General features: G+C 35.3%; 10 protein-coding genes and 1 other RNA gene. All 11 read right to left on the bottom strand.

Annotated elements, in window-relative coordinates; all coding sequences use genetic code 11:
• Positions 1-88: 88 nt before the first annotated feature.
• Entirely contained in the window at positions 89-586 is a 498-nt protein-coding gene (locus ACQCPR_RS08035; RefSeq protein ID WP_427138716.1) for an SRPBCC domain-containing protein, read from the bottom strand.
• A gap of 31 nt (positions 587-617) precedes the next feature.
• A complete protein-coding gene (locus tag ACQCPR_RS08030) occupies positions 618-1,226 on the bottom strand; it encodes a transglutaminase-like domain-containing protein (protein ID WP_427138715.1) in 609 nt (202 codons plus the stop codon).
• Positions 1,227-1,516: 290 nt separating this feature from the next.
• Entirely contained in the window at positions 1,517-3,016 is a 1,500-nt protein-coding gene (locus ACQCPR_RS08025) for a carboxypeptidase M32 (protein WP_427138714.1), read from the bottom strand.
• A gap of 20 nt (positions 3,017-3,036) precedes the next feature.
• Entirely contained in the window at positions 3,037-4,935 is a 1,899-nt protein-coding gene (locus ACQCPR_RS08020; RefSeq protein ID WP_427138713.1) for an ATP-dependent DNA helicase, read from the bottom strand.
• Between the two features lie 58 nt (positions 4,936-4,993).
• Positions 4,994-6,121, bottom strand: coding sequence for a THUMP domain-containing class I SAM-dependent RNA methyltransferase (locus tag ACQCPR_RS08015; RefSeq protein WP_269920934.1), 1,128 nt, complete (start codon positions 6,119-6,121; stop codon positions 4,994-4,996).
• Positions 6,121-7,842 carry a putative bifunctional diguanylate cyclase/phosphodiesterase gene (locus ACQCPR_RS08010; RefSeq protein ID WP_427138712.1) on the bottom strand — a complete coding sequence of 574 codons (1,722 nt, stop codon included), beginning with the start codon at positions 7,840-7,842 and terminating at the stop codon, positions 6,121-6,123. The genes ACQCPR_RS08015 and ACQCPR_RS08010 overlap by 1 nt, the downstream gene beginning before the upstream one ends.
• A gap of 106 nt (positions 7,843-7,948) precedes the next feature.
• An RNA gene (rnpB, locus tag ACQCPR_RS08005) (RNase P RNA component class B) lies at positions 7,949-8,332 on the bottom strand.
• A gap of 226 nt (positions 8,333-8,558) precedes the next feature.
• Positions 8,559-8,858 (bottom strand): cell division regulator GpsB, encoded by a 300-nt coding sequence (gene gpsB / locus ACQCPR_RS08000; protein WP_090561685.1) that lies wholly within the window; start codon positions 8,856-8,858, stop codon positions 8,559-8,561.
• A 79-nt stretch (positions 8,859-8,937) separates the two neighbouring features.
• A complete protein-coding gene (locus ACQCPR_RS07995; protein WP_427138711.1) occupies positions 8,938-10,212 on the bottom strand; it encodes a ribonuclease H-like domain-containing protein in 1,275 nt (424 codons plus the stop codon).
• Complete coding sequence (locus ACQCPR_RS07990; RefSeq protein ID WP_427138923.1) at positions 10,202-12,481, bottom strand: DEAD/DEAH box helicase; 2,280 nt, start codon at positions 12,479-12,481, stop codon at positions 10,202-10,204. Before ACQCPR_RS07990 ends, ACQCPR_RS07995 begins: the two co-directional genes overlap by 11 nt.
• Complete coding sequence (locus tag ACQCPR_RS07985; RefSeq protein ID WP_269920931.1) at positions 12,474-12,842, bottom strand: YppE family protein; 369 nt, start codon at positions 12,840-12,842, stop codon at positions 12,474-12,476. Before ACQCPR_RS07985 ends, ACQCPR_RS07990 begins: the two co-directional genes overlap by 8 nt.
• Positions 12,843-12,850 lie beyond the last annotated feature (8 nt).

The following is a 12,850-nucleotide window of genomic DNA, read 5'->3' as shown; positions in this document are numbered from 1 at the left end:
AAATCAAAAAATAAAAAATTACCAAATACAATGAGAACATTGCTATTAACAGTGTGCACATTGTTCTTTTGTACGTCCTAGACCTATATCAGTTTTTTGAGATATTTGATAGATAATCATCCAGTTGAATGAAGGTTCCTGTAAAGCCCTTCTGAACCATTTCTTGCGACTCCTCGTAAGTTTTCATTTCCTCCTCAGTTGGAGTTACAAGTGTCCCAATCATCGTAATTACTGTTTTACCTTCATGCTCAGTGAATGTAAAAGTATTGAGAATTTCCAATGGCCAGTTGTCATCAAAAGGAGCACGTATGATGTTACCCTTTTCATCAGAAAAGAAAGAAGTATAAACGAGTTTGTCTGAAACATTTACTTCATGATATATAAATTTGACCCACATGACATTACCGTCAGGAGACGTATGGCTGTAATGAAAGACTCCGTTCTGGCGTAGCTCAAACTTAGATATATCAAAAGCCCATCCTTTTGGGCCCCACCAATTCTGCAGATGTGTTGATTCGGTAAATGCCTTAAATACAAAATCACGAGGAGCGTTGAAACTATGGGTGATTTCGGTTTTTGTAATCATTTTAGTCCTCCAATTATTGTTTTTGAAAAACCTATAAACTCTCTGGTAAATGATGTTTATACATTTCTAATACATCAGTATGCTTTTCTAACACAGCAATCGTTTTTGGATGTGGCTTTTCATAGATAACAGGATAATCCTTTTCATCAAATACCTCTTGAACCGAAAACGCTAACTTTTCTTGACCAACAGAAAATTGAGCATTAATCCCCTTTTTATTTCCCCTAGTGTCCAGCCTCACCCATTTATTAAGTGACTTTAGAAATACAGCATTTAAAGCGTGTATACAATACCCTTTTTCTGGTGTATCAAACAACATTAAACGTTGGTAACAGAAACCTGTAGGGATTCCTTGTGATCGCAGTAGAGCCGCTAATAAATTTGATTTTGCATAGCAGATCCCCTCTTTATACGTTAAGACATCTGATGCCTTACGCGTCACACGGTTCCCTTGAATATCCCAAGAGTGAGATATTTCATCACGAACAAATTCAAAAGCTATTTTCGCTTTTTCAATTTCTGTTTGAGATAGATTAAAAAGCTCATCTATTTTCGATTTTATCAAGGCATTAGAATAATTAATTTCTTCTAATTCAAGCAAATAATCTTCTAATTTATCAGTTTCACATATTAGATGCATTAGCTCCACTCCTAAATCAATTATTCGTGATACTTACCCTATTTGAGACTTTTTATCATAGAAACAACTTTTATATTTATGCCGTTTGGTTTATGTACAACTTCCTCATCATAGATTTCAAACCCAATTGAACTATATAACTTTATATTTTTTTGGCACAGTCATACAAACTTTGCAAAATATCGTAGTCACTCCTTTTTATTGCCATGCTTCAATACATTGGAAGATATCATTTGTTTTTTTACTTTAAAAAATACCCAAGCAATATTCGTTGCTTGGGTCACATTTGTTTAAAGCTTATATATTCTTGTATACTTTTCTTCTAAATAATCTGCCAGATAGTTTCCATTAAGACCTTCGCCTGTCGCTGCTTTTAGAATATCCAATGGCTTTTTAAGAGCACCATATTGATGTACATTTTGTGTAAGCCATTCCTTGATAGGAGACAAATTGCCTTGTTCCAACAAACTATCAAACTGTGGAATATCTTTTAGCATCGCTGCTTTAAACTGTGATGCATATATATAGCCAAGTGCATACGAAGGGAAGTAACCGAAACTAGCACCAGCCCAGTGGACATCCTGTAAAATACCTTCTGCATTAGTAGATGGTCTAACACCTAAATATTCTTCATACTTAGAATTCCAAATCTCTGGTAGGTCCTCTACTTTTAAATCTCCATTGAACAGCCCTTTTTCAATTTCATATCGAATCATGATATGTAGCGCATACGTCAACTCATCAGCCTCAATACGGATTAAGGAAGGTTTTACTTCATTGATTGCCCGAAGAAAATCCTCCACTGAAACGTTTCCAAATTGTTCTGGAGAATAGCTTTGTAGCTTTTTATAGTTTTGCTCCCAAAACTTTGGATTACGTCCTACAAAATTCTCATAAAATAATGATTGTGATTCATGAATACCCATGGAAGCGCCACCAGCTAAAGGTGTTCCGGTTAGTTCTTCTGCAACGTTTTGTTCGTATATAGCATGGCCACATTCATGAATTGTACCGAATATAGCAGAACGGAAATCAAATTCATCATATTTAGTCGTTATTCGAACATCGCCTCTATTTAAGCCAGTAGCAAATGGATGTACTGTTTCATCCAATCTTCCAGCATCAAAATCATAACCGAGTTGTTTAAGTATATCTAAACTAAATGCCTCTTGTTTTTGTTTATCAAAAGAGTGGAACAAGAAATCTGTAGTTGGCTGATTGGGTGATTCCGAAATCCGTTTTAATAAAGAAACAATTTTGTCCCTTAACTCACTAAAAACTTGATCTAAAATTTCAGTAGTCATACCAGGCTCGTATTGGTCCAACAATACATTATACGGATTGTTATCCGTAACTCCCCAATACTCCACAAATTTCTTTAAAGTTTCAACCATTTCTGTTAAATATGGTTGGAACATACCCCAGTCGTTTTTGTGCTTCGCTTCTTCCCAAACAGATTCCGATTTAGATTGAAGTACAACAAATTTTTTATATTCATCAGCAGGAATTTTTTTACTGAGATTGTATTCCTTTTTTACTTCTTCAAAAACACGTTTAGTCACTTCATCTACAGAACCCAGCTCCAATTCCATCTGGTCAAGTAACCCTTTTAGTTCGTCTGAAGTCGATAAGTTAAATACATCCGTTGCAAGTACCCCAACAACCTCTGATCGTTGATCGATACCCTTTTTTGGTGCACCAGTTCGCATGTCCCAATAAAGCACCCCCAACGCTTCTTGGTAGGCACCAATTTTTTTCACATAATCTAAAAAGCTTTGTTCTACTGACATTTCTTTTCCCCCTTGTATCATTACGAAATAGTTGTAGGTAAAATTCCTGTAAACCTATTTTCTAGCTTTGCTTCTGTTTCATTTAACAATAAATGAATCTCCCCATAATCACTAGATGTACGGATTAAGCGACCAATACCCTGTTGTAATCTTAAAAGCATAAATGGCAATTCTACTTCCTCAAATGGATTATTAGAGAAAGATCGTTTTGCATCAAATAGAGGATCTACTGGTGGAAAAGGTAGATCATAAATAACTACTCTAGTTAGTGCTTCTAGTGGTAAATCTAAACCTTCCCAAAGATGATACGAACATAAAGTAGAGTACTCACCATTTTGGAACTCTTTAACAATTGTTGAAAGCTCTCGATCTCCTTCAAAGACGATATCTTTTCTATCTCCTATAGTTGCTCTAAAAGAAGCCATTGCTGCTTTGGATTTGAACAAAATAAGTGTTTGCATCGAATTATTTAACAAGCTTTCTACATAACCGGGTTTTTCCTGCTGTTCCATTTCCTTGGTATATATCTTCATTACTTCATCATAATCAAATGGTGATGCGACGGAGAATGATTGGAATTTTTCAATTCCTAAAGAATCTGCTATATACGTAAAGTCCTTTTCTATGGATAATGTAGCGGAAGAAAAAACGATTGGTATTTTAGAGGTAAATAATTTCTCATGTAAAATATCTGTAACTAATCTCGGCATAATGATTAATGTTTCAAAACCATCAATGATTTCTAACCATTCAATCCCATCCCCTTTTTCGGTAAATAAACGAAGTGAGAATGTATATTGCTCTAAAAACTCTTCTACCATACGGAGCTCATATTCCGGGATTGTATATAACTCAGATTCGAATACAAATTCTTCTAGTAAGCTATCCGCTACTCCTATAGCTTGTTTACATAGTTTCATTAACTCAGGAGATTTATCAACCTTCATCCGATCGATTTCTTCCATATTACTTCCAATTCGTAATAACCCAAATATTTTATCATGTAATTCTTGTAATACTTCCATTAAATTTAAAGTCTTTTCTCTAACACCATCGACCATAACTTTTTCCAATAATCGAATTAGCGTTTCACTTTGGATTTCATAAGTCAAAGCTTTTTGAGCAGCAAATTCAAGTAAATGGCCCTCATCTAGAACAGCCATCGAAACCTCTGGCAATAAAGGCATTTGACCTTCACGGACACGAGATTCCTTCGTCCAAATATGCTCCATTAAAAATTCATGTGAGCATATGATTAAATCTGTAGACTCACGATAATGCTGTCGATGTATTGTTTGACCACAACGATTTCGTAAATCGCATACCATACATTGTTGAGTTGGATGATAGTTTACTTTTTGCCAATCTTCATCACTTACTCCAGCAAATTGGCTGCGCTCGCCATATGGAAAAATCTTTTGCATAGATGAATGAGCATAGACAAAATCTGGAACTTTATCTTCAATTTCTTCTAAGAAATATTCGTTATCATCATCTTTTTGTGCTTCTTCTAGTCGCTTTAAACATAAATATTGATCACGTGATTTTGCTAATCGTACATCAATTTTAATATCCAAATAGTTCTGAAGCTTAAAAATATCCCCAGCTTCTTTTACTAGCTGTTCAATTAATGTTTCATCTGCACATGCTATCAATGCCGGTTTTCCGGTATAACGAGCATATGAAATAGCAGGAAGTAAATATGCTATAGTTTTACCAGTACCTACTCCAGCTTCTGCAAATAGTACATTTTTTTCTTTTAACGTTTTTTCAATCTGATAGGCCATGAAAATTTGTTCATCACGACATTCAAACCCTTTTTCGGGTAATTCATCATATAACACATCACCCATCCAATCCCCTAATGATTCGAAGAAAGAACGGTCTTTTGAAAGTTGGAATGGTAAAGCTTGTTTCATCTAAAAACTCCCTTAAATAATAATATAACAGTAAGGGAGAACATAGTCTCCCTTACTGTTATGAACGTTTACCCCAGAACTGATAGTAATCCGTTCGAATAAATCCATTAAATAATTTACGCTTTTTTGTTGCTCTTCTACCGTATACGTTCTCAAAGTTCTCCATAGACGATAACATATATACGGACCATGAAGGATATTTATCCATTAAATGGCCTAATTCACTTATTACTTGTTCAATTACTTCCACTTCTCCAATACGTTCTCCATATGGTGGATTACTAACCATTACACCGTCTGTAAAATTAGTAGTAAAGTCCTTCGCATGCATTTGCTTAAATGTGATTATATCAGCGAATCCAGATTCAAATGCATTTTGCTCTGCAATTTGGACCATTTTATGATCAATATCTGATCCGATAATTTGAAGTTCTTGATCATAGTTTGCTAAAGATTCTGCTTCATTACGCACTTCTTCCCAAATTGTTTTTGGCATCCATGGCCAAGCTTCACTATGAAAATCTCGATTAAAGCCAGGAGCGATATTTTGACCAATCATTGCTGCTTCTATCGGAATAGTGCCTGATCCGCAAAACGGGTCAACAAATGGTCGGTTGGGACTCCATTTAGAAATTTTTACTAAAGCTGCAGCTAGTGTTTCCTTCAATGGTGCTTCCCCTTGACCGTGACGATAGCCACGCTTGTGGAGACCTGCCCCACTTGTATCTATCGTAATTGTAGCAATGTCTTTTAATATACTTATTTCCAGTTTAAATGTTGCTCCAGATTCATCAAGAAAGCCAATTCTTTTATGGGCTAATTTTAATCGTTCAACTACTGCTTTCTTTACAATCGCTTGACAATCTGGAACGCTGAATAATGTTGATTTAACCGACTTTCCTTGAACAGGAAAAGCTGCATCCACGGGTAAGAATTTCTCCCATTGCACTGCTTTCGTACGCTCAAAAAGCTCATCAAATGTTTTTACAGGGAACTGAGCAGCTACAATTTTAACTCGGTCCGCAACACGTAACCATATATTTGCTCGTGCTATTGCACGCTCGTCCCCTTCAAAATAAATTTTACCGTTTTCTGTTGTTGTTTCATATCCTAGTGCTTTTACTTCATCCGCAACGATGGATTCTAATCCCATAGCCGATGTAGCTACTAATTTAAATGTTGTCATTATATATTCCTTTCCTGTCTATAAATTTCCCATATCTCGATAAAATCCAAAAGATCATTGGGTGCTAGTGGTTTACTATAATAATAACCTTGAATGATATCGCAGCCCATTTCTTTTAAAAGCTTAGCCTGATCTTTCGTTTCTACACCCTCTGCAATAACTTTAATACGTAGGCGATGAGCCATAAGAATGATAGCTTCCACTATAGCTTGTTTGTCTTTTAAGCTAGTAATTTGCTGGATAAAGCTTCTATCTATTTTCAAATAATTAAGGGGAAATCTATTTAAATAACTAAGGGATGAGTATCCTGTTCCAAAATCATCTATTGATATTTTGAACCCCATAGCTTTTAGTTTTATTAGTTTAACTACAATATCTTCTGAATCCTTCATAACTGTGCGTTCCGTTAACTCTAACTCTAGAAGCTGCGGACTACAATTATACTTCATTATGATCGAATTTATGCGCTCGATGAAGTCATCCTGTTGAAAATGAAGAGAAGCAATATTAACGGATACCGGTAATACACTTATATTCCCTTGTGATCTTGACTCCAGTATATCCATACAAATTATTTCTAAAATAACCTCGCTTAAAGGGATAATAAGACCAGTGTCCTCAGCAAGAGGTATAAATTCAACCGGTGAAACGAGCCCTAATTTTTCATTGTTCCATCTAACTAGAGCTTCTACTCCAATAATCTCCTGTGTCGCTAACCCTATTTTGGGTTGATAATGGATATAAAAATCTTTATTTTGTATAGCTTTTCTAAGCTCTGCTTCTAGGACAATCAATCTTTTGGAATCTTTTTTCAAGTCATCAAAATAAAAAGCATATTGATTTCTCCCATTTTGTTTGGCAAAATACATTGCCTTGTCAGCTTTATATATTAATTTCTCTATTTGTTTACCATCCTGTGGAAAAATACTGATTCCTATACTTGCAGTAACATAAACTTCAGTTTCACCCACATAGAATGGTTTATTGAAAAGCTTAGTTATTTCCTTAGCAAGATGTACAGCTTCTTTTTGATTTTCTATATTCGATCTGGAGTATAGAAATTCATCTGCACCATATCGCGCAAAAATATCGGATGGACCTACAATCGAGTTAATCCGGTCTGCAACCTCTATTAAAATATGGTCACCAACTTCATTACCCAAGGTGTCGTTTATCTGCTTAAAACGATCTAAGTTAATAAATAAAATAGAATGGCTATCATTCGAATTATTTACTTTATCAAATAATAATTCATTGAACGCGTTTCGATTTGAAATATTTGTTAAAAGATCAGTTTGCGTTAGTTCCTCTAGTTCTTTTTCCGTTTCTTTTGCTAGAGAGATATCAGAAAAAATCCCATAATAATTTGTTAGTATACCTGTATCATCATATACACTATGTATCTCAAGGATTTCTGGAAATATTTCACCATTTTTACGTCTATTCCAGATTTCCCCTTTCCAATAACCTTTTGAATGAATTTCTGACCACATTACCGTATAAAAGTTAGAATCTTGTTTACCTGATTGTAAAATACTTGGAAATTCCCCGAGTACTTCGTATGACTTATATCCAGTAAGCGTTTCAAAGGCATTATTGACCAGTAAAATCTGCATTTTTTCATTTGTTATCATAATACCTTCTACAGTAGAATGAAAAATTTGTTCAACTAATTTGTTTGAATATGTCTGTAATCGTTCGGGTGGTTGTTGTTTTTCCACAATCCAGTACCTCCCTTGTTACGAAATTTCTTTAAATCATATATATAATAGAAAAGCTCTCCGAAAATGGAGAGCTTCTTAGTTATTAAATATAGCCACTCATACACTCAATAAGCCATGTTTTGTTTCCACGGTACTCAAACGGTGCATTACCTCGTACGTTTGTGGATGGCAATCATCTATCTACAGATTAAATCTGTTCTTCTATCCGTTCAATTCCTTCAAGAAAATGCCCCTACCATAATTTGGGTTTCTCACTCGTGGGGTTTACCTCGTTCCACCTGTATAGTTTCCTATACAGCTCCGTCACTGTGGCACTTTCAGAGATTGTCAGCCATATCCTAAGACTTAGGCCTTCATCCCGCCGTCAGCTATAAATAGCTGCCTTAGTTTATTTTTTCACTAAGCACGAACACTACATTCATCTCAGAATTGTGTGAGCATGGACTTTCCTCTACAATGTCAAGCATTGCAGCGATTGCCCGAATATATAAGTGGTATAACTATTATATACGAAATACTTGTTAGTTTCAATACAAGATTACATTAAATTCGCTTTGTTGTATTGCTTCACTTTGTTCAGATGCTAGAAAAACGTGTATCCTGGTTTTACACCAACTTACATGTTAAATAACACAAAAAAAATTGTGGTTTATGAAAGAGGCTTTATGTTCTCTCAGTAGGCGTTTTCCATTCAATTGAAAGAACTTAAGTAATTATTCGTACAGTTTACTGCCGAAGACATGTTTTTCAAGATGTGAAAGACGCTTTAAAATATCAAAATTAGTTGCTCCCGTTTGTGGAGGTGCAGCAGCCTGTGTTCTCTTTGGTAATTCTTCTAGTTGCTCTGTCAATTTTTTGTTTTCTAATTGAAGTTGAGCTAGTCTTTTTTCAAAAGCCTCGTAATCTTGAATGATATCGTCTAAAAAAACATCAACTTCTTCTTGGTTATAACCTCTTAAGCCCGTTTTAAATTCTTTTTCTAATATATCAGAAGCCTTTAGTTTAAATTCCATATGGTATCTTCCTTCCATCTACAATTAGCTACTCGTATTATAGCATATCATTGTCGAATAATGGAGTTTTTTCAGCCAATTATATGCGCTTTTTGTTGTGTTCTGCGCTTTCCCGGGAAATATTTAATTTCCGGATTATTCTTGTTTCCCTTTTAATAAGTTCTTTTTTCAAGCGTGAATGCATGTCTGTATTCAGTTTTGCTTCATAATCTATACATTGCTGCGTCATTTCTAGAGCTTTTGGGAAATTTTTAAGTTGATGTTCGAATAGCTTGGCCAACTCGATAAATACCTCAATGCGATATTTCCCAGAAATCTCTTTTAAAGCATGGGTGAAAGCTAAATGACTATCCTCGTATAAACCAACTCTTTTTAGATGGAGTCCAACAAAATAATAAGCAATACTTGACTCTTCGTCTGAAAAATTATTTACTACAAAAGTAAACCAATCCAAACTTCTATCCATCGTTTTTAAATCACGAAACCATTTTCCTATATTCGTATAGGTTGTTGCTGTTTCAACTACTTCCTTCTCTTGAAGTAACTCCACTGAGAGAATATACAAAGTAACTAGCGATAGAATATCCCATTCATTATGTTTTAACACTTTCATCAAATTGATAGGATTCCCACTTTTCACTGCATCAAAATATATTATTGGTGCAAGATGACCAGGAACATCATTTTCTCTTCTAAAACCAAGCTTCATTTCCTCAATTTGTTTTAACTTAAAACGATCTAACTCTCCCTTCCAAATTCTTTTAGAGGAATGCATTAAGTCAATTTGGTGATGTTGCATTAGCCGCGGCAGATTATTTCTATTCATCGTCCATCTTGTAACTAATTGAGGTAGGTCAAAACTCTTTCCGTTATAAGTAATCATAGTTTGTTCGTTTTTCCAAAAATCAGTCGCTTTTAAAAAGCTTACCTCTTGCCCTGGATCTGCCAGTACATATTGTGTCAGCAGAAACCCATTGTCTACTACTTTCAAAATTCCGTTTAAGAAAATTTGCACTCCAGCGCCTTTTAACCCAGTAGTTTCGGTATCATAAAAACTAAAAGGACTTTCTTTTTCAATTGTTAATGGGTGAGTAGGATATACTTCTTGCATAAATTTTATTGCCTGTTGTAGCTTATTAAGCCCAATATTTCCATGTATATGCCCCGAATGATAAAAAGTTTCCTTTACAAAGTAAAACCCATTTTCATCCTTTATAAACTTCAGACCCGCATTTTGCCATTGTTCAACATAAAAGGGAAGCGCCATATCCGACACTTCCTTTATTTCTATTTGTTCTACGGGTTTCTTTTTGATTAAACCTTTCATTTCCATTAGCTTTTTTTCATACGACATGACGGCCCACCTGTAATAAATGAAGTAACTTAATAACTTCTTTTTTTAAATTTAGTTCAGCGTCCTGAGCACCGATACACGCCGGACATCCATTAATACAAGAACAATTCTCTACCTGCTCCGTTACTTTTGGTATCAACTCATTCCAAAGGTCGTACATTCTTTCGGACAAACCAATACCACCCGGATAACTATCATACATATAAAAAGTAGGTTTTTCTCCGTGAATAGATTTCACCTGTGGTACAACATGAATATCCTTTGCGTCACAATGAATAAATAGAGGGATAAACGCATGTAATGCATACGAAACTCCAGTCATTGCATCTGACAGTAATGTGTCTTTCCAGTCTTCAGGCTTATCAAAACTAAACCATGTAGAAGAGGTGTGTAATTCTAATGGAGGTAAATGGATTTGACCGGAACCGATGTTATCATGCGTATCGAATTTAATTTTTTTAAATATAGTTGGTTGTGCTAAAACAATGATGTCACCGAACCTGAGCATACCAATTTCCGCTTCTTTTATTTTGTCTTCACTAAGCACTTTTAGCTCTATCGCAATATTGGCATCTGTAAAGTAATCGACATCGACCTCTCTTACAAATGCTTTCTTTTCTTCCCAATCTAAAATTTCTACTTGAAATTGAGTACCTTGATGCAAGTAAATAGCTTCTTCATGAAGTAAGGTCATCGCACTATATTGATCCATTTCACCAATAACCCTCGTCTTAGTTGGAATTGACTGATCAATAATAATGACGTTCTCTTGAGAAGCAGAACGTAGACTTATATTGCTTGCAGGAAAACTATCAGACATCCAATGCCATTTTTCAGACGTTTTTAAAAGGACCCCTTCGCTTTCTAAAAATGCGAGTAATTCCTGTATAGAAAATTCCGCATACGAATCTACAGGTGAAAAAGGCAGTTCAAATGAAGCACATTTCAAATGGTCCATTAAAATAATCATATTATCTGGATGAATCCTAACTTCCTCAGGAGACTGTCCAAGAAAATATTCAGGATGTTTAACCACATATTGGTCAAGAGCAGTCGACCCGGCCACATAAATAATAAGTGCTTCATCCTGTCTTCTGCCTGCTCGACCAGCCTGTTGCCATGCACTTGCGATGTTCCCAGGATAACCCGTCATAATACATGCCTGTAGCTGACCAATATCTACACCTAACTCTAGCGCATTTGTACTTACAACTGTTCTAATTACCCCTTCTCGTAAACCCTTTTCAATCGTCCTTCTTTCTGAAGGTAAATAACCACCGCGGTATCCTCGTATAGTTTGATCATTAATCTTTTTACTTACTAAAGACTGTAAATACGTCACAAGCATTTCTACTCGAACCCGACTCTTCGCAAAAACAATAGTTTGAATACCATTTACGTATAATTCCCCCGCTAAATCTCTCACTTCTAAAACAGCACTTCTTCGTACATTAAATACAGGATGAACTATTGGGGGATTGTAAAATACAAAGTGCTTTCTTCCTGCTGGCGCACCGTTCTGATTGATCAATTCATGAGTTGTATTTGTTAAATTATCTGCTAATTCTTTTGGATTTTTTATCGTCGCAGAAGTACAGATAAACTGTGGATAGCTACCATAATATGCACATATTCTTTTCAGACGTCTAATAACATGCGCAACATGACTTCCAAATACTCCCTTATATGTATGAATTTCATCTATTACAATATACTTTAAATTTTCAAATAGCGTTACCCATTTTGTATGATGCGGTAAAATTCCCGAATGTAGCATATCGGGATTTGTTAATACAATATGACCTGATTTTCTAATTTTTTGTCTTATACCTGGAGCTGTATCTCCGTCATATGTATAACTAAGTATTTCTTCCCCAGTTGCTTCAATCAATTTATTTAGATCACTTTTCTGATCTTGTGCTAATGCCTTAGTTGGAAATAAATATATTGCCCGTGAAGTTGGATCTTCCATAATCGATTGTAATACTGGGAGATGATAACAAAGTGACTTACCAGAGGCTGTTGGAGTGATAGTAGTATAAGACTTACCAGTTGAAGCAGCATCGAAAGCGAGTCGCTGATGTATATATAACTGATTTACACCACGACTTTTTAACGCCTTTTGAATAGACGGATGCATAGTCTCTGGAAAAGGGGCAAAAATCGCTTCTTTTTCTTCTGTTGTATGAATATGTTCAATTTGTGGAAAGCGATTTCCATCCACTTTCCACTCATCTAATAATTGTTGGATACTCTTTTTTTCAAGCATGCTCATCCCCTACCTCCTTAATAGCTTGGGCAATTGTTTCTAGCGTATATTTGGATGAATGGACAGCTGAAAGAAACCTCTTTTTGCTTGTGCCCTTGTAGTAAGATTGGACGATAAACTGTTTCATGGAGTCAAGTAATGAGTCAATTTGGCTCGGGTGGACATATTTTGGACGTTTTACTTGTATCCATTTCCGAACCAGTTGTTCCCATTCAAAACATATCTCATCTATTTTATATGCATGTGGCTTCACATCTGTAAAAAAATCTGGTTCTTTATCTAGTTCTCTATATAAGTGAAAACGCGAAATACAATCGTCGCATTCTTTCATCAACTGGTTACTAAGCTTTAATAATGACAAAGTGATCC

The organism is Psychrobacillus psychrodurans (assembly GCF_050209195.1).
Taxonomy (GTDB): domain Bacteria; phylum Bacillota; class Bacilli; order Bacillales_A; family Planococcaceae; genus Psychrobacillus; species Psychrobacillus psychrodurans.
This window is presented reverse-complemented; position numbering and strand designations above follow the sequence as displayed.

Bases quoted from the DNA above. Each gene is read 5' to 3' on its own strand.
- ACQCPR_RS08025 (WP_427138714.1), bottom strand. From the start codon at position 3,016: ATGTCAGTAGAACAAAGCTTTTTAGATTATGTGAAAAAAATTGGTGCC.
- ACQCPR_RS08035 (WP_427138716.1), bottom strand. From the start codon at position 586: ATGATTACAAAAACCGAAATCACCCATAGTTTCAACGCTCCTCGTGAT.
- ACQCPR_RS08015 (WP_269920934.1), bottom strand. From the start codon at position 6,121: ATGACAACATTTAAATTAGTAGCTACATCGGCTATGGGATTAGAATCC.
- ACQCPR_RS07995 (WP_427138711.1), bottom strand. From the start codon at position 10,212: ATGTCGTATGAAAAAAAGCTAATGGAAATGAAAGGTTTAATCAAAAAG.
- ACQCPR_RS07990 (WP_427138923.1), bottom strand. From the start codon at position 12,481: ATGCTTGAAAAAAAGAGTATCCAACAATTATTAGATGAGTGGAAAGTG.
- ACQCPR_RS08020 (WP_427138713.1), bottom strand. From the start codon at position 4,935: ATGAAACAAGCTTTACCATTCCAACTTTCAAAAGACCGTTCTTTCTTC.
- ACQCPR_RS08030 (WP_427138715.1), bottom strand. From the start codon at position 1,226: ATGCATCTAATATGTGAAACTGATAAATTAGAAGATTATTTGCTTGAA.
- gpsB (WP_090561685.1), bottom strand. From the start codon at position 8,858: ATGGAATTTAAACTAAAGGCTTCTGATATATTAGAAAAAGAATTTAAA.